Raw genomic sequence first — 16,676 nt, 5'->3', positions numbered from 1 at the left:
ACTCCGGGCTCCTTTGGGCTCCGCCCATCCGGAGGGTATTCCGGGCAGAGCTTCCTATGACGAGTCACCCCGCCGTTCGACTCCGACGCTACTCCGCCCCCAACTCGCCCCACAACGTTCAAACGCTCCCTTGGCTACCCACCAGAAACGCCTCGATCTCCTCCGTGTTGTCATCCACGGTCGCCCGCTGCACTTCCAGCGAATCCGCCCCGATCGTCAGCACCACCCGCTCCGGACTCTTCCGCCGATGAATCCAGTCCCGCAACGCCCCCACCACCGTAGGAGCCGCCCCACCCGCAAGCCCCACCGCAATCGCCTCGCCCGGCATCTCCTGCGTAGCCAAGTCCTGCTCAGCCAACTCCTGCCGAAGAAGCTGCAACGCCTTCCCCTTCAGCCCATCCCCCGCCCGCACCAACACCCAACGCCCTTCGCCCATCCAGTCCTCCAGCCCTGTGGATACTTCCCACACTGACACAGCTTGGACGCTAGTTGTGGTTGCGCGCCGCCCGGTGGTAGCGGTCGCCGACAGCGCGGACCGCTTCGGCGAGCTCCGGAGCACCCAGTACTTCGAAGTCCGCATCCATCAGGCCTAACCACAGAGCCAGCTGATGCGGGTTGTCGGAGCCGAGCTCGACAATGCACGTGTTGTCATCAACCACCTCAGGCTCAATCGGCATCGGCATCCGGTTCCGCACGTAGAGACTCGACGCCTCCACCTTCACCCGCGCCCGGTAATGCCACGACGCTTCGCCGACAGACCGCCGTACCAGATCTCCTGCCTCATCTTCGCCGAGCTCCCGCGGCGTGAACCGAGCCCCATTCGGAGTCTTGATCCGCATCCCGTCAACCCGATACGAACGCCACCCCTCATTGCCCCAAGCAACCAAATACCACCGCCGCCCCCAAGACACCAACCGATGCGGCTCCACCACCTCAGCCAGCCCCACGCTGCCCGCCGGCCCTACGTTGTCTGCCGGCGCTACGTTGTCCGCCGGCGCTGTGTCGTCTGCTTCGGCCCGCCCCTCGCGCGGACTACTCCCGTCCTGCGCCGTCCCCCAAGCCCCACCCGCCGCCTCAGCCACATACTCGAACCGCAGCCGCTCCCGATCCCGAATCGCCCCAGCCACCGCCGTCAACACCTCAGCATCAACCTGCGGCCCACCCCCACCAACCGCCACCGTAGCCGCCGAAATCGACCGCACCCGCGACCGCAATCGCGAAGGCAACACCTGCTCCAATTTCACCAACGCCCGAACAGACGTCTCCTCGATCCCCGCGATCCCACCCCCAGCCGCCGTCCGCAACCCCACCGCAACAGCCACCGCCTCCTCGTCATCCAACAACAACGGCGGCAACTCCCCACCAGCCCCCAACCGATATCCCCCAGCCACCCCCGGCCGAGCCTCCACCGGATACCCCAACACCCGCAGCCGCTCCATATCCGTCCGCAACGTCCGCGTAGAAACCCCCAACCGCCCCGCCAACTCAGCCCCACCCCAATCCCGCCGCACCTGCAAAAGCGACAACACCCGCAACAACCGAGCCGACGTCTCCAACATCCCCCAATCATCCCACCAATCGCGGCGAACTCCCTTCCGCAATCAGAATCGCAGCTCCGCGATCGCCCTCAAATCGATCCCGTACCGCGTTGGTAGCGCCCTCCGTCAACTCCGCCTCTTCCCCAGCGCAGCCCCACCAGTACGACGTGCTCCCGCCGCGCGGATCAGCCGTTCCTACGCGCCGCCCACCCAGCCGAACGATCTCGTCCGCGAATCCCTCAGGCTCGACGTCCATCACCTTGGCCTCGAACTCAATCGCCGTAGCCGTTCCTACCGACGAGGGCTGTTGCATAGTCCTCCTGAGCGCTAGCGTCGCAGTCCGATGCCAACCGGTGGAGGGACCAGTGGGCCGCAAGCTCGTCGTGTTGCGTGAAGACAAGTCCGAGGCCGTGCTCGAAGAGATCCTCGCGCCGGACGAACAGAATCTTCACGATCGCCTTCGGCTCTCTCCCGGCCTGCTGCCCATCGAAGACCTCGAACTCGATGGCCCACTACTAGTCGTCGGCCAGGAGGTGAGTCTCGCGTCCGGCAGGATCGACCTCGTCGGCCTGGCCAGAAGCGGCGACATCCTCTTGGTCGAGTTCAAGACAGGACCTCACAACCCAGACTTCCGCCACGTACTCGCCCAACTCGTCGACTATGGCAGCGACCTCTGGGAACAGTCCCTCGACGAGTTCGACAACACCGTCGTACGACGCTACCTCGCCAGCAAGTACTGCACCGATCCCAAGATGGCTGGCGCTCGCTCACTCGAGGACGCAAGAGCTCTGATCTGGCCAGAGATGCCCGAAGCCGAGATCGGCCAGTTCCGAACCCGGCTAGCCGAGACCCTTGAAACAGGCGACTTCCACTTCATCGCCGTGGCGCAGCGCTTCACCACGTCCATGGAGAACTCCGTTCGCTACCTGAACCAGTCAATGAAGCGAGGAACCTTCTACCTCGCCGAACTGATCCGCTACCAATCGCCCCTCTCCAGCGAACCTGGCCAGCAGGTGATCAGCGCCTACGCCTGCCAGATCGTCACACGCCCGGAACGCCGGCCGACTGTCGCGTCCAACCGAATCGGCGAGGCAGATCTACTCGGCTCCATCACGAACGACGACTACCGAATGGCGCTCGAACGAATCTTCGACGCATGCAAGGGAATCGGCCTGAGGTTCGAATGGGGAACGAAAGGCGCATCGATCCGACTCCCGACACAGGACCGCGCAGAACCGTTGTCGATTGTGTGGATCTTCCGTCCAGACAGCGCCAGCAACTGGTACGGGCTATCCCATCTCACGTTGGGATACGACAAGGACAGCCTGGCGAGCGTGCCGTCCGTCGAAGGGCGCATCGTGCAGTACGGCATGGAAGCATCGGACTTGCCCGCCGGCAAGCCGCCCAGGGGCAAGGCAATCATGGGAGCGACGTTCGATCCGTCATCCGTTGTGGCTCTAGAGGTCCGACTGATAGCCCTGATCACAGAGACCGTCGCAGCGATCAACGACCAGGGACGACTCGGCTGACGGCGGATCTGGAGGAGATGTGCACTATCTCGGAGTAGACCTCGCTTGGGGCCAGAACAACATGACTGGCCTAGCGGTCCTCGATGCGACCGGACATCTCCTCGCCGCAACTCAACACAAGACAGACAGCGAGATCATCGACTGGCTGCGACCGTGGACCGCCGGCCCATGTCTGGTGGCCATCGACGCGCCAATCATCGTCGCGAACCCCACGGGCAACCGACCCTGCGAGAGCATGGTCAACCGCCACTTCGGCAAGTACAACGCCTCCTGCCACTCGGTAAACCTCTCGAAGCCCCACTTCGCCAACGGCACCCGCGCACTCCGACTCGCCGACGAACTCGGCCTCGCCGTCGATCCGCGAGCTCAATCCGAACGTCGAGCGGTCGAGGTCTACCCGCACCCAGCGATCGTCGTACTGTTCGACCTCCCACGCGTCCTCCAGTACAAACACAAGCCCGGCCGCGACCTAGAACACTCGCGACGAGAGCTGACCCGCCTCCTCGACCACCTAGAGGCGCTCCGCCACGCATCTACACCGCTACTACCCGAGTCCAGCCCCGATTGGCACCGCATCAGGCAAGCAACCGCCCACGCCCAGCGAAAGGTCGACCTCGCCCGAATCGAAGACTCGATCGACGCAATCGTCTGCGCCTACATCGCGGCCTACGCGGTAGCCAATCCGACAGCAGTAAGAGCGATGGGCGACCTGAAGACCGGCTACATCCTGACCCCGGTGACCCCACAAATCGCGACCGCCTACGACTCAGCCTGAGCCGCTAACCACGTGGGCTTGCGTAGGATCACGTTGCCGATCTAGCCCAGCCGGAGGGAAATCACGTGGTCCTGAGCCCGTCCGACGACCTCAATCTCCGCGACCGGATTATGGCTCGCCTGATGCATGTGCGTGATCAGGGAGGCGGCGTCGTCACGCGCGAGCAGTTGAGCAACTTCGAGATCGATGGTGGGCACCGGCGCCTGATCGACCAGTCGCGTGGCATCTGGAATCCCCGCGACCTCAACGTGACGCTGTCGATCGTCAGCTCACCCGACGGCCCCTACGACGATCGGGAAGTTGACGAGGGTTACTTCGTCTACTCCTACCGCGCTGGTTCTACCGACGGAGACAATCGAAAGCTGCGAGCCGCCATCGAACTCAGCATGCCTCTCATCATGCTCCGCAAGTTGAAGGCCGGCATCTTCGTCCCCATCTTTCCTGTCTTCGTTGTCGAAGATGACCCAACTGCGCGTCACTTCCTGATCGCCCTCGACGAGTCACTCCGCTTCGTCAAGCCGCAGACACTCGACATTCGGGCTAAGGCGTACGCCCAGCAACTGACCCGCCGTCGGCTCCATCAACCCTGGTTCAGAGCATCAGTCATCCGAGCATATGAGACACGTTGCGCGGTATGCCGCCTTCAGCACGGTGAGCTCCTGGACGCAGCTCACATCGTTCGCGACTCCGACGAGGCCGGCGTGGCACACGTCACCAACGGGCTCAGCCTCTGCAAGATCCACCACGCTGCCTACGACCAGAACCTGATGGGCATCCGGCCAGACAGCGTGGTGGAGATCAACAGCGCCTTGCTCGAGGAACGGGACGGCCCCATGCTGAAATACGGTCTCCAGCAGATGCACGGAACCAAAATCACGCTGCCTCGCCGCAAGATCGAGCATCCAAGCGCCGAGGCCCTCGAACTGCGCTACGAGGAGTTCAAGGCGAGCTAGGGCGCTAGCGCCTTGCCTACCAGGCAACGCCCCATGGCGATCACGACCGGCTCGATGACTCGCCGCACCTCGTCGAGAATGTAGTCGTGCCGTGCCTCGTGTGATCGCTGGCGGAGGGTATTGCGCCCTGAGATCTCGAAGAAGCCGACTTCTCTCCCATCGAGGTCCACATTGAGGTACTGCGAGTTCTCACCGCCGATTCGGATGTTGATCCGTTTCAGGTCGATCATGTCGTCTCCTTGCTAGAGGTGTCGCCCAACTGCAACTCACCCATGGGCAGCAACAGCTGAGAAGGAATAGAACAAGGCACCGGAACATGTCGGTGTCGCGCACGCACAAGAGCGAGCGAAGGCCGATCGCGAGGTTGCACTGCCAGCCGGCGGCGGGTCCTTGAGGTGGACCAACACCGCCGAGATCTCTGGGACCTCGATAGCGATCAACTTCACCATAGCCTGCGGAGACTCCTCCAACACGCTCAGCCGTCGGCGAGTCCAGCGATTGTCGGTGCGATCTGGCAAGCTCTCCGCGAGGTGATGACTGGATGAAGCCCGGAATCTATGACGCGCTAGTAACCAACGGCCTGCATGACGTCCTCGGTCAGGTCGATGGACTCACGTCTCTGCTTGAAGACGTGGACGAGGCAGATCAGCCCGATGTTCTAGCCCGGCATGTTCGCGACGCCGTACTGCGAACGCTCGGTGCAACGCGCGATCAGGGGGAACGCGTCGCGCTCGTTAACGACCTGCTCAACCGTCTCACCTCACAAAGCGACCTGCTGCCCGACGAGACGCCTCGCCAGCTACTCGCGCTCTATCCTCCTGCCGGACCCGGCGTGCACCAGCCAGGCGGCACCCGCCCAAGCACTCCGCTGTCAGACGCAGCCCTGCTCACAAACGCTCATGGCGAGCCGGCACTCGGCTCGGAACTGCGCGCCGAGATCGACACCTCCGACGAGGTCGACCTGCTATGCGCCTTCGTCAAGTGGTACGGGCTACGGCTCCTCGAGCCCGAACTGCTGCGCCTCCGACAGCGCAGCGGACCATTCCGGGTGATCACCACGACCTATCTCGGAGCCACTGACCGCCACGCGCTGGACCGTCTCGTCAATGACTTCGGCGCCGAGGTGAAGATCCAGTACGACGTACTTCGTACGCGACTGCACGCCAAGGCCTGGCTTTTCCGCCGCGACTCGAGCTTCGATACCGCCTACGTAGGATCTTCGAACCTCTCGCGCGCGGCCCTCTTGGACGGCGTCGAGTGGAACGTCAGGCTATCGCGCATCGCAACTCCAAGTCTCCTCAACAAGTTCGGCGCCACGTTCGATACGTACTGGAACGACTCGACCTTCGAGGCGTACAACCCCGGGCGCGACCGCGACCGCCTGGACGACGCCTTAGCCGAGGCCGGCAACCGCAAGCCCTCGGATCGCGTGACCATCTCGCTCGCTGGACTTGAAGTACGTCCTCGGCCCTACCAAGCTGAGATGCTCGAGACGATCGCTGTTGAACGAGAGGTCCACGACCGGCATCGGAACCTCGTAGTCGCGGCGACAGGAACCGGTAAGACTGTCATCGCGGCGCTCGACTATCGACGTCTCAGAGACGAGGCGCTTGCCCGCGGAGACCAAGCGCCGTCGCTACTCTTCATCGCTCACCGACGCGAGATCCTCCAGCAGTCGCTGCGCACCTACCGCGAGGTTCTCAACGACGCGAGCTTCGGCGAGGAGTACTTCTCGGGCGCGCGCCCAGAGCGATGGGAACATGTCTTCGCCTCGGTACAGGCGTTGTCGAACTACGACGTCACCACGTTGCCGGCTCAGTCCTTCGACATCCTGGTCGTCGACGAGTTCCATCACGCCGCCGCCAAGACCTATCAAAAGCTCCTCGACCATCTTGAGCCCGTTGAACTCTTGGGCCTGACCGCTACGCCGGAGCGTACTGACGGCTTCGATGTTCAGTCCTACTTTGGTGGCCGGACCGCGGTCGAGCTCCGGCTCTGGGACGCATTGTCAGAGGATCTTCTGTGCCCGTTTCACTATTTCGGCATCGCGGACGGCACTGACCTCGCTGACCTGCAGTGGAAACGAGGGAGATACGACGAGCAGGAGCTCGAGGGCCTGTACACCGGCAACGACCGACGGGCAGCCATCGTCCTGCGCGAGCTGAAGGACAAGCTCACAGACGTCCACGCGATGCGCGCTCTCGGCTTCTGCGTATCGGTCGCTCATGCCGAGTACATGGCGAAGGTGTTCAATGACGCAGGCATCCCCGCGCTCGCGGTGTCTGGGCGTTCGCAAACGGCCGACCGAGATCGAGCCCTTCGCGATCTGAAGGATCGCCGACTGAACATCCTCTTCGCCGCAGATCTGTTCAATGAAGGTCTAGACCTTCCGCAGGTCGACACCGTTCTCTTCCTGCGCCCAACCGAGAGCCCAACCGTCTTCCTCCAGCAGTTGGGCCGCGGACTCCGTCAGGCACAGGGCAAGCCCGTCCTGACTGCGCTCGACTTCGTCGGGCACCAACGCAAGGAATTTCGGTTCGACAAGCGCTTCAGGGCCCTCACCGGCCAGACACGTAGAGGTCTTCAACGCCAGGTCGAGCAAGGATTCCCGTTCCTACCTTCTGGATGCCAGATCGTTCTGGACAAGGTGTCGCAGAAGATCGTCCTCGAGAACCTTCGCACCCAGGTCACCGGACGCTGGCGCGATATGACGAGCGACCTCCGATCCCACGGCGACCAGGACCTATCAACCTTCGTCCGTGAGTCCGGCGTCGAGCTCAGCGACATCCTGCGCAACGGAAGAAGCTGGACTGCGCTCAGGCGAGACTCCGGCCTACCCACGCGTGATGGCACAGCTCGCGAGTCCACACTCCTCCGACGCGTCCGCGCACTAGCCCACGTCGACGACCTCGACCGTGTGCAGGCCTACAAGCTGCTCCTGGCCGACTCGGCGCCGTCGTACGGCGAGCTGACTGACGCGCAGCGCACCCATGCCCGCATGCTCTTCTTCTCCCTCTGGCCCGACAGCGGAGGCTTCGCCTCATACGAGGCCGGCCTCGACGCCCTCCAGGCAGAGCAAGCCCTTCGCGATGAACTGATCCAAGTCATCGACTTCACCATGGACCGCGCTCGCCACCGCACCCTCGAACTCTCGGGCCAGCTCCGCACCATCCCATTGCGTATCCATGCCCGCTACCAGCGCGAAGAGATCCTCGCTGCCCTCAACTACGCGAGCCTGCAGCGCCGACCCAGCACCTTCCGCGAGGGCGTTCTGTTCTCTAAGGAAACCGACATCGACGCCTTCTTCGTGACACTCAAGAAGTCTGAAGCGGACTACTCCCCCACCACGATGTACCGCGACTACGCCATCAGCCCGACTCTGTTCCACTGGGAGTCCCAAAGCATCGCCTCAGTCGCCTCAGCAACCGGCCAGCGCTACATCAACCACCGCGCCCAGGGATCCAACATCCTCATCTTCACCCGCGAACAAAAACTCAATGAGCTAGGCACCTCCCCGTACCTCTTCCTAGGCCCAGCCACCTACACCACTCACACCGGAGACCGCCCCATCGCCATCACCTGGCGCCTAGATCACCCCATGCCCCCCGACCTCTTCCAGGCGGCCTCCGTCGTCGCGTGACTTGCGCTCAGACCTCGGACAGGCTGCCATCCAGGCTGGCGACAGCGCATCAAGAATCGCGATCAGATGGCAACGATCCGGTACCACCGGTGCACGCTCAAAAGTCCACCAACTGGTAGTCGAACCCGACACTTGGCAGTCTGCACAGCCAGCACAACTGTGTGGACTGTGTCCCAGGGTTGGCGCGACTAAAGGGAGAGGCGCGCGTTCGGTACTGTCATCGCGTGACGACCGATGATGGGACCGAATCCACACTGTGGAAGATCCACGGCGAACGGGTGGTCGACGACACCCGCCGACTTCAACTGAGCATCGCGTCGGTCGAACTGCCAGATGGCGTGCAGTTCGAGCAGTACGTGCTTCGGATGCCCAAGGCCGCCATGATGGTTGTCCTGAATGAGGCCGAGGACCACGTCCTGATGATGTGGCGCCATCGCTTCATCATCAACCGCTGGGTCTGGGAGCTCCCCGGAGGCTACGTCGACCCTAACGAAGACCCAGCCATCACCGCTGCCCGTGAGGTCGAGGAAGAGACCGGCTGGCGCCCAAGGAACGTGAGCCCTCTAGTCTCGCTGCAACCTTCGGTGGGCACGACCGACGCCGAGAACCTCCTGTTCGTCTCGCAGGGCGCCGACCACATCGGCGATCCAGAAGACATCAATGAGGCTCAACGCGTCGAGTGGATTGCCCTGGATTCAGTTCATCAACGCATCAGCGTCGGCGAGATTGTCGGAGCGGCGTCCCTCGTCGGCCTGCTACACGTTCTTGCGTACCGAACGGCCTAACCGACGGGTGAGATCCCGATCTCGATCATGCCTTCGAACAGGGTGCCTACAATGGCGACCCCCTGGTACGGCTCGAGACGCTTGCCCAGGTCCTGCAGATAACTCGTACCGCGCATGGATCGCACCGATCGGGCTAGAGCTGTCGCCTCCGACCCCAGTGCGCAAGCCTCCTCGATCCGACGTTGGTCCGCCAGGATTGACGCGAGCAATGCCGAGTTGAACAATCGGCCGCGCTCGTACCCGTCGGTCATCTCGAGAGAGCGTCGAGCGAATGGTTCGGCCTCGCGGGGAAGACCCAAGTCGCGAAATGCATGCGCGAACTTCGCGGCCAGGTAGGCGTGGTCGAAGTACGCAAGCCACGCTGGTCGCTCTTCCATGTCTGCCCGGTTGAAAGCTTGCTCGGCACGATTCAGTGCAGCGAGGCAGCCCAGCTTGTCACCTTGCATTGCAAGGCCATGTGCCTCCATGACTGCGGCCTCAGCCTGCAGCAGCTTTGAGCCCGATCGTTTCGCGCTGTGCTGTGCTGCGAGCGAGAGGTCAACGGCACTGTCCGGAGCGCCATTGAATGCCGCCTGATGGCTCATCCCCGCCAGCATCTCGCTTGCCAGCGCATCGTTGTCGGCTTCGTGACAGAGTCGAAGCGCTTGGCGCAGGTGCGCATGCCCGTCTGCGTGTTGGCCCGTGTCGTATGACATCCATCCGGCCAATTGGTGCAACTCGGCGGCAGCAGCAAAGAGCTCGGACCGACTTTGGCCAGTCTGATGTGCCCCCTGAAGTAGCGGCGCGACCGACGATCTCAGATAGGACGCGACAATCGAGCGGCTGTGACCGCCGCCGTACCGGTTGTCGAGTCGACGGAACACTTGGGTCATCTCGCGGATCTCGGTCGAGGCGTCCGACTTCGTCTGCCGCCTCCGTCCGATCGGCACCGGAGCACCTACCAAGAGGCTGGTTCCTACCGCTGTGAGTCCGGTGCCGGCGGACCTGATGAATTGTCTGCGCTGCACTCCATCTCCTCCGGCAGGCTGTGGTGTCCGCACAATAGAGCCGCTGCCAGGCGACGGGTATGCATCGATGGCATCGGTGCGCTCGCGCTCTCCATCAGGTCGCTCCGCGTCGCATGTCGGCTGTGCCGTCAAGCTGAACCACAGCAGCTCCTGCGGAACGTTCAAGGCTCGGGCCCAGCGATCGAGCTTGTCGAGATCGCGCACGGGCGTCGCACTGCGCTCGATTCGACTTACCTGTCCTTGTGTAAGCCCAAGCCACTGCCCGACGAGTGCTTGCGTGGGTTCAGGGCGCTGCAGTTTGCGAAAAGCCAAAAGCAACCTGCCAAAATGACGCTCCGCAGCCGCCTCGACCAGAGCGGGGGCCTCCCAAAAGGTGGCCGCCAGCCTTGGCGCCTCGTCGGCAAGATCAGGGACATGCCTCTGGCACGGCCCACACTGATCGCCACGATTGTCGGAGGCCAGGTGTGCGCCGCAGGAACGACAAGGTCGCCGCTCTTGACGGGTCACGGGCCCAACACTACCCGTGACGAGCCGGGCATATGTATGCCATACATATCCCGTGGATCGCTATGAGCGGTCGACGTTTTCAATCACGCTCCGTCGTCGGATGGTTGTGCTCCACGAATCAACCGAACCGGGGAGTGAGGGCCGTGAATCACGAAACTTCGCTGCTGACGATCTTCACCGCAGTGCTGTACTGCTTCATGCTGCGCGACATCGCTCGAGAGGTGCGCGGCGAATGACGAGCCCTGGCCGGCATGCGCCACCGACCGAGCGCCGAGTCCGGGTCTGGTTCGGGGAGCATCTCATCGCCGAACATGTGGGCAACGCGGTCGATGCGGCCGACTACGAGGCGGGCATGCGCCGCCGATTCGCCAGTTTGCGTGTGACGAACGAGCTGATCGCTGCGGTGCCCAATGTTGATCTGTCGTGAACCTCGGGCATCGCCTGCGGTCCCGACGGGCCGCCTTCTGGAAACGACTCAACGACACGTTCCGACGTTGGTGGGACGACGGGTGATCGTGGACGACGAGGATTTCACCAAGCCGATGCTGCTCGGGTACGTGCGGCGAGACCTGCTAGTCACCGACGGCCAGGTCAACCAGTTGGAACGAGAGATGGCGAGGTTCGCGCACGCCGAAGGCTTCTCCATGGGCTCCACCTACGTCGAAAAGCCCGGGACCTGGCCGGCGGCGTTCGAAGCCCTTGTCGAATCGGTCAACCGCTACGACGTGACCGCGATCGTCCTGCCGAGCCTGCTGCACTTCGCAGTACTTGGTCCGGACATCAAGAACATCTTCGAGCGCGCCACAGATGCCCGAGTGCTCGTTCTGGACTCCCCATGAACTGGCGGAACCGGCGCCGCTCCTCACCTCTCACAAGGCGGTGGCACGAGTTCGCCGCCCAGGCGCCGGTTCCGCCTCTACATCGCCCCTGTCTGAGCTCCCCGGCCCCTGTATCCCCTGGCGGCTCAGACAGGGACCCAATTGCCAGCTGGTGCGGCGTCGTGACTGTCGCCCTGCGCCCGTCAGCCGTTCCACCTTCGAGGATCTGGAGGAAGACCTTGGAGATTGCCCGTCGTCGACTTGCTTGTTGGTCGCTTCGAGAAGTGAGGCAGCTATGTCCCAGGTAGAGCAGATGAAGATGCAGTTGCACGGCCTGGCTGACCAGTCGCGTCAAGGCGCAGCGAGTCTGGCCGGGTTCAAGCAGCGCTTTGAGCAGTCGAGCCAGCAGGTCGAAGCGCTGATCCGTGGATCAGCCACCGGCGCGGATCGCGATATCGCTGCGGTCCTCGACGCAGCCGGAAGGTCGGTTGATCAGGCCGTCCAAGCACTCCAGATGGCCGAGGCCGGTTGCCGCAGCTACGCCAACCAAATCTAGTCAGGTATGCCATCTGACCTGCAGCGGGTCGCACAGGCTTTGATAGATGTCCTCGACGAGGTGCCCAGGGTGGTCGCATATCTACAACGAACTGCCCATACCTGTCGTGAACAGGCTGCGTTGGTGGGCGGCATGTCTAGCAATCCCGCCGGCCGAATGGCTGCGGTGCAGTTAGACGAGGCCGCCAGGCGGTGCGACGAAGCAGCTCACTACGCGAGTATCGCGCCGCAGCGGGCACGGGAGTGGGCCGTGCAGATGGTTACCGGCGTACGGACTGTTGATCGCGGCGCTGGGGCGAGGGACGCTCCAGCGGGCGAGTCGGGAGATGCTCGGAAAGCTGACGAACCGGAGGGCGGCGATCGCGGCAGAACACGGGTTCAGCTGGATCTGCGTGGCGGCGATGGGCCTCATCCGCCGGCGGATGAGCCGCAGGACGACGTACGTCCGATCAAGCTTTCTACTTCCAACCCAGACGACCTTCCGCAGCTCAATACGCCTCCGGCCAATGCGAAACTTCGAGTCGACGACAAGTTCAACTACGAGACCGACAATGCAGGCCGAGTGATCCGAGCCAACGCCGTACTGGATCTGATTGACCTCAACCATCCGCGGGATGGTGCGGCACAGCGGAGGTTGGCCGGCAAGCTTCCCGGAGATCATGCGGGGCACATCTTCGCCCGCATCTTCAGAGGGCCGATCGGGCGACTGAATCTGCTGCCGATGCAGGGCACAAAGGTGAACCTCAGCCAATACAAGACGTTGGAGAACCACTGGCGCCGGCTGATTGGGCAGGGCGAGAGGGTTGAGGTCTCCGTGAGTTTCAAGTTCAGCAACGATAGCCAGCGTCCCGATACGATTCGTGTGCGGTATAAGCATGCTGGCGGCGTAGTGCGTGTCAGTATCGACAACAACCCAAAGCAAAGGGGCTCCACTCATGATCGGTGAAGCACAGGAACTGCTGACTGTGGTCGGCCGCTCTTTGGCTCGGTCGGGGCCTGAGGGTTGGAGCGAGCTGGAGCTGAGGATCTCGGCGGCCGGTGGGATGACATCAACGACCGTGCGCGCAACCAAGGCGGATGGCAGTGTCGATCACGACAGCGAACTGGACGACGACGGCGACGACGCCGCAGCTGAGCTGCGTGAGGCGATGTATCAGGAGGACAAGGGGACCTGGTACAACGCGCGGCTGACTCTCGACAGCTCAGGGCAACTCGATGCCGACTTCGATTACGACAATCCGCCGTTCGAGGGTGAGGCAGCGTCGGATCTCCTGATCGAGGATCAGCGCTTGTTCCCTCGCGACCAGGCGCAGCTTCCTGCTTGGCATCCGTCGCGATCCGACTAGATTCCTGATTCGGCGGCGATCACCCGCGCAGCATTCCCTCGTAGGTCTGCTGCACCTCCTCGCACGCTCGCCCGCGCTTGCCTCGCGCACTTGGCGCCCGCGACTGGAGTCGCAGACCCTCCCCCTCGCTGCGCGAGAGGCCTAGCCTGGGTCTTCACACCGGGAGGGGTGGGGGAATGGGCGCTGCTGGGATCTTCTTGAAGCTAGGCGACGAGTTGACCTTGTTGAAGGAGACGCCGTACGACTCCGAGGACATCTTGCAGGAGGCTCTGGCGAAGTTTCCGGAGGTGCTGGCCGGGCCAACGACCGAGGGCGGCGGAGATGCTCGGCTGATGTTGGTCAGTCGAGAAATGGGGGTGCCGTCGACTGAGCAGGGGCCATCTAACTTCAGTCTCGATCACTTGTTTATTGACCACGAGTGCGTCCCCGTGTTGGTCGAGGTCAAGCGCGCATCCGACACGCGGATTCGCCGAGAGGTGGTCGGACAGATGCTCGACTACGCCGCGAACGCGGTGAAGCATTGGCCGCTCTCCCTCATCAGGCAAGCACTCGACCGTCGAGCGTCGGACGACGACACCTCGGTCGAGGAGTTGCTGGCCGAGCTGCGGCCTGATCAGGACCCGGAGGACTTCTGGAACGCCGTGGAGTCCAACCTGATGGCGGGCCGGGTGCGAATGGTCTTCGTCGCCGACGCACTGCCACCCGAGTTGGTGCGAGTGATCGAGTTCTTGAACGAACAGATGAATCCCGCCGAGGTGCTCGGAGTCGAACTACCCCAGTTCGTGTCAGCCGCCTCCGTCGTCTATGTGCCGCGGGTAGTCGGCAGGACGTCCGCGGCGATAGGTGCTAAGAGCTCGAGTGGAGCGCAGTGGACGCGCGAGTCCTTTCTCGCGGCCACGCGCGAACGCTGCACTCGGCAGGAGTTCCAGTTTGTCGAGACGCTGCTGGCCGACATCCAATCGCGAGGGGTCAAGTTGTCGTGGGGCCGCGGCGCGACACCCGGCGTCGGCGGTTGGTACCACGTCGAGGGTCGCCCGACTGCGGTCTGGGTGCTGAACGCCAACACCGAGAGCCCAACCACGCAGGCCTACCTGGTCTTCTATCTCGGTGACATCATCGACCGGAAAGTGCCTGACCGGATTGACGCAGCCGTCGCCCATCTCGAGCAGATCGAATCCCTGAAACACAAGCTTGAGGAAGCGCGCGCCAGCGACTGGCGGCGATACCCCTCGATTCGGCTGGCCGAGGTGGTCGCCGATCCCCGTGCAGCGGACATCGTGCTCAAGGCCATCACGGAGCTCATCGACTCTTGAGACTCCGTACGCGGCGCCGAGCGAGGTCGATGAGGGTGTCTATTGAGTCGGCGACGAGGGTTGGGTCGTCGGATTGGATGTTGTGGCCGCCGTGGCGGGCTACTTTGTGGGTGGCGGCTAGGTCTTTGGCTAGGGATTGTTGGTGGGATTGCCAGCGGGTGTCTAGTTGGGTGGGGGTGAAGGGGTGCCAGCGGGTGAAGTCGATGGTTTCGTCTTCTAGCCAGTGGCCGGGGCGGCTGGCTATGACGATCGCTGGGATCGTGAGGGGGCGTCTGCTGCGGGTTACGTCGGCGACGCTGGCTGGGATGTCGAAGGTCAGGTGGTTGCCGTCGTTGGCGGTGAGGATGGGGGTGGCGACGTCCAGGTTTAGGTGGATGTCGGAGGTGTCTACCAGGACTAGGCCGACAAGGTCGTCTGGCCATTGCGCGGAGTAGATGAGGGCGATGAGGCCGCCTAGCGAGTGGCCGACCAGGATGAATGGGCCTGGGAGGGTGGTCGCGGATACCAGTTGGTGTAGTTCTTCTGCGGCGGCGCCTAGTGTGCGGGAGGTCAGGTCGGGGGTCTCGCTGTCGCCTATGCCGGGGCGGTCGTAGGTCAGGCGGGTTGTTGGGGTGCGCAGTACGGCGATGGCTTTGTCCCAGGCGTCTCGGCCGCTGCTTGCGCCGGAGATGAAGACGACGGTTGGCGAGCCCTCCCCTGCGATCTCAGCTGCGAGTTTGTAGCCGCCGACGTCGAACATGGTGATCGCCATGCGCCGAGCCTAGGAGGTCGGCGGGACCGCGACCTGGGCGCGCGGCACGCCGTACGGGACTTAGAACGTGTGGTGATGGGACTGAGTGGATTCTCCTGTTGGACAGCTTGCACTGGCTAGGAGGAGGTTGGAGGGTATGGAATTCACTCATCTTGGCCGGACCGGCCTGACTGTTAGCCGTATCTGTTTGGGCACGATGAACTTTGGGCCGCACACGAGCGTTGACGACTCGCACGCGATCATGGACGCGGCTCATGAGAAGGGGATCAACTTCTTCGATACTGCCAACGGGTACGGGCGTTCGATCTACCCTGGGCGGACTGAGGAGATCGTTGGCGAGTGGTTTGCCAAGGATCCGAAGAACCGCGAGAAGACGGTGCTCGCGACGAAGGTCTACGGGGACATGGGGTCGGACTGGCCCAACACGAACAAGCTGTCTGCGTTGAACATTCGGCGGGCGCTCGACGCGAGCCTGAAGCGGTTGCAGACGGACTACGTCGACCTGTACCAGTTCCACCACGTCGACCGGGCGACGCCTTGGGACGAGATTTGGCAGGCGATCGAGGTCGCCGTACAGCAGGGCAAGATCCTGTACGCCGGGAGCAGCAACTTCGCTGGTTGGCACATCGCGCAGGCGCAGGCGGCTGCGGCGAACCGGAACTTCAATGGGCTGGTCAGTGAGCAGTCGATCTACAACTTGATCGTGCGCGATGTCGAGCGTGAGGTGTTGCCGGCTGCGCAGGAGTATGGGCTTGGTGTGATCCCTTGGTCGCCGTTGCAGGGTGGGCTGTTGGGTGGCGTGATCCGCAAGGAGAACGAAGGGGTACGTCGTACTGAGGGGCGCGCGAAAGAAGCGCTCGAGAGGTTGCGGCCGCAGATCGAGCAGTACGAGGCGTTTGCGGACGAACTCGGGCATGAGCCGGGCGACGTGGCACTCGCGTGGCTGCTGCACCAGCCGGCGGTGACGGGGCCGATCGTGGGGCCGCGGACCATGGAGCAGCTGGAGTCCGCCGTACGGGCGGTCGATGTGAAGCTCGACGACAAGGCGCTGGCCAAGTTGGACGAGATCTTCCCGGGGTACAAGACCGCTCCGGAGGACTACGCCTGGTAACACCGCTGGTTTGAGCGGCTCGGAAAACAGCCGGTACGCCGAACGCTC

The 16,676-nt window shown here is 63.2% G+C and carries 17 protein-coding genes; 12 read left to right on the top strand and 5 right to left on the bottom strand.

The features are described 5' to 3' along the window. Positions 1-118: 118 nt before the first annotated feature. Together ABD231_RS34690 and ABD231_RS34685 are read right to left on the bottom strand one after the other, a co-directional pair. A complete protein-coding gene (locus ABD231_RS34690) occupies positions 119-475 on the bottom strand; it encodes a hypothetical protein (protein WP_344161900.1) in 357 nt (118 codons plus the stop codon). Between the two features lie 10 nt (positions 476-485). Then, positions 486-1,559 (bottom strand): helix-turn-helix transcriptional regulator, encoded by a 1,074-nt coding sequence (locus ABD231_RS34685; protein WP_344161897.1) that lies wholly within the window; start codon positions 1,557-1,559, stop codon positions 486-488. Between the two features lie 344 nt (positions 1,560-1,903). Here ABD231_RS34685 and ABD231_RS34680 point away from each other — a divergent pair, with 344 nt between their 5' ends. The 3 genes from ABD231_RS34680 to ABD231_RS34670 all read left to right on the top strand — a co-directional run bounded on the left by ABD231_RS34680 (position 1,904) and on the right by ABD231_RS34670 (position 4,795). Beyond that, positions 1,904-3,067 carry a PDDEXK family nuclease gene (locus tag ABD231_RS34680; RefSeq protein ID WP_344161894.1) on the top strand — a complete coding sequence of 388 codons (1,164 nt, stop codon included), beginning with the start codon at positions 1,904-1,906 and terminating at the stop codon, positions 3,065-3,067. 19 nt (positions 3,068-3,086) lie between these two features. Then, the gene (locus ABD231_RS34675; RefSeq protein WP_344161891.1) at positions 3,087-3,842 is read left to right on the top strand and encodes a DUF429 domain-containing protein; all 756 of its coding nucleotides are present in this window, start codon (positions 3,087-3,089) and stop codon (positions 3,840-3,842) included. Positions 3,843-3,907: 65 nt separating this feature from the next. Further along, the gene (locus ABD231_RS34670) at positions 3,908-4,795 is read left to right on the top strand and encodes an HNH endonuclease (protein ID WP_344161888.1); all 888 of its coding nucleotides are present in this window, start codon (positions 3,908-3,910) and stop codon (positions 4,793-4,795) included. On the opposite strand, the gene ABD231_RS34665 is transcribed toward ABD231_RS34670, so the two are convergent. Beyond that, complete coding sequence (locus tag ABD231_RS34665; protein ID WP_344161885.1) at positions 4,792-5,025, bottom strand: hypothetical protein; 234 nt, start codon at positions 5,023-5,025, stop codon at positions 4,792-4,794. The two genes, ABD231_RS34670 and ABD231_RS34665, sit on opposite strands and share 4 nt — an antisense overlap. Positions 5,026-5,336: 311 nt before the next feature. Between ABD231_RS34665 and ABD231_RS34660 the strand changes: the two genes are divergently transcribed. Then, positions 5,337-8,435: a DUF3427 domain-containing protein gene (locus ABD231_RS34660; protein ID WP_344161882.1), complete on the top strand. Its 3,099-nt coding sequence runs from the start codon at positions 5,337-5,339 to the stop codon at positions 8,433-8,435. A gap of 224 nt (positions 8,436-8,659) precedes the next feature. Continuing rightward, positions 8,660-9,220 carry an NUDIX hydrolase gene (locus tag ABD231_RS34655; protein WP_344161879.1) on the top strand — a complete coding sequence of 187 codons (561 nt, stop codon included), beginning with the start codon at positions 8,660-8,662 and terminating at the stop codon, positions 9,218-9,220. Here the strand turns inward: ABD231_RS34655 and ABD231_RS34650 are convergent. Continuing rightward, positions 9,217-10,734, bottom strand: coding sequence for an NsdA family TPR-like regulatory protein (locus tag ABD231_RS34650; RefSeq protein WP_344161876.1), 1,518 nt, complete (start codon positions 10,732-10,734; stop codon positions 9,217-9,219). The two genes, ABD231_RS34655 and ABD231_RS34650, sit on opposite strands and share 4 nt — an antisense overlap. 232 nt (positions 10,735-10,966) lie before the next feature. On the opposite strand from ABD231_RS34650, the gene ABD231_RS34645 reads away from it, so the two are divergent. The 6 genes from ABD231_RS34645 to ABD231_RS34620 all read left to right on the top strand — a co-directional run bounded on the left by ABD231_RS34645 (position 10,967) and on the right by ABD231_RS34620 (position 14,766). Next, positions 10,967-11,161 carry a hypothetical protein gene (locus tag ABD231_RS34645; protein WP_344161872.1) on the top strand — a complete coding sequence of 65 codons (195 nt, stop codon included), beginning with the start codon at positions 10,967-10,969 and terminating at the stop codon, positions 11,159-11,161. A 70-nt stretch (positions 11,162-11,231) separates the two neighbouring features. Beyond that, a complete protein-coding gene (locus ABD231_RS34640) occupies positions 11,232-11,573 on the top strand; it encodes a hypothetical protein (protein ID WP_344162678.1) in 342 nt (113 codons plus the stop codon). A 292-nt stretch (positions 11,574-11,865) separates the two neighbouring features. Next, entirely contained in the window at positions 11,866-12,108 is a 243-nt protein-coding gene (locus ABD231_RS34635) for a hypothetical protein (RefSeq protein WP_344161869.1), read from the top strand. 6 nt (positions 12,109-12,114) lie between these two features. Then, the gene (locus tag ABD231_RS34630; protein WP_344161866.1) at positions 12,115-13,053 is read left to right on the top strand and encodes a DNA/RNA non-specific endonuclease; all 939 of its coding nucleotides are present in this window, start codon (positions 12,115-12,117) and stop codon (positions 13,051-13,053) included. Further along, on the top strand, positions 13,043-13,453 hold the full coding sequence (locus ABD231_RS34625; RefSeq protein ID WP_344161863.1) for an immunity protein YezG family protein: 411 nt from the start codon (positions 13,043-13,045) through the stop codon (positions 13,451-13,453). Before ABD231_RS34630 ends, ABD231_RS34625 begins: the two co-directional genes overlap by 11 nt. Positions 13,454-13,629: 176 nt before the next feature. Then, positions 13,630-14,766 (top strand): hypothetical protein, encoded by a 1,137-nt coding sequence (locus ABD231_RS34620; protein WP_344161860.1) that lies wholly within the window; start codon positions 13,630-13,632, stop codon positions 14,764-14,766. Here ABD231_RS34620 and ABD231_RS34615 read toward each other — a convergent pair. Beyond that, the gene (locus ABD231_RS34615; RefSeq protein WP_344161857.1) at positions 14,753-15,517 is read right to left on the bottom strand and encodes an alpha/beta fold hydrolase; all 765 of its coding nucleotides are present in this window, start codon (positions 15,515-15,517) and stop codon (positions 14,753-14,755) included. The genes ABD231_RS34620 and ABD231_RS34615 overlap by 14 nt on opposite strands. Positions 15,518-15,653: 136 nt before the next feature. Between ABD231_RS34615 and ABD231_RS34610 the strand changes: the two genes are divergently transcribed. Beyond that, entirely contained in the window at positions 15,654-16,628 is a 975-nt protein-coding gene (locus tag ABD231_RS34610; protein ID WP_344161854.1) for an aldo/keto reductase, read from the top strand. The last annotated feature ends 48 nt before the right edge of the window (positions 16,629-16,676 follow it).

The organism is Kribbella yunnanensis, assembly GCF_039529655.1.
GTDB lineage: Bacteria > Actinomycetota > Actinomycetes > Propionibacteriales > Kribbellaceae > Kribbella > Kribbella yunnanensis.
The sequence above is the reverse complement of the archived record's forward strand: the minus strand, read 5'-3'. Positions and strand labels throughout refer to the sequence as shown.

What these genes read in the sequence shown, in the direction of transcription:
- ABD231_RS34665 (WP_344161885.1), bottom strand. Translation starts at nt 5,025, where the DNA reads ATGATCGACCTGAAACGGATCAACATCCGAATCGGCGGTGAGAACTCG.
- ABD231_RS34635 (WP_344161869.1), top strand. Translation starts at nt 11,866, where the DNA reads ATGAAGATGCAGTTGCACGGCCTGGCTGACCAGTCGCGTCAAGGCGCA.
- ABD231_RS34630 (WP_344161866.1), top strand. Translation starts at nt 12,115, where the DNA reads ATGCCATCTGACCTGCAGCGGGTCGCACAGGCTTTGATAGATGTCCTC.
- ABD231_RS34615 (WP_344161857.1), bottom strand. Translation starts at nt 15,517, where the DNA reads ATGGCGATCACCATGTTCGACGTCGGCGGCTACAAACTCGCAGCTGAG.
- ABD231_RS34625 (WP_344161863.1), top strand. Translation starts at nt 13,043, where the DNA reads ATGATCGGTGAAGCACAGGAACTGCTGACTGTGGTCGGCCGCTCTTTG.
- ABD231_RS34685 (WP_344161897.1), bottom strand. Translation starts at nt 1,559, where the DNA reads ATGTTGGAGACGTCGGCTCGGTTGTTGCGGGTGTTGTCGCTTTTGCAG.
- ABD231_RS34660 (WP_344161882.1), top strand. Translation starts at nt 5,337, where the DNA reads ATGAAGCCCGGAATCTATGACGCGCTAGTAACCAACGGCCTGCATGAC.
- ABD231_RS34610 (WP_344161854.1), top strand. Translation starts at nt 15,654, where the DNA reads ATGGAATTCACTCATCTTGGCCGGACCGGCCTGACTGTTAGCCGTATC.
- ABD231_RS34620 (WP_344161860.1), top strand. Translation starts at nt 13,630, where the DNA reads ATGGGCGCTGCTGGGATCTTCTTGAAGCTAGGCGACGAGTTGACCTTG.
- ABD231_RS34645 (WP_344161872.1), top strand. Translation starts at nt 10,967, where the DNA reads ATGACGAGCCCTGGCCGGCATGCGCCACCGACCGAGCGCCGAGTCCGG.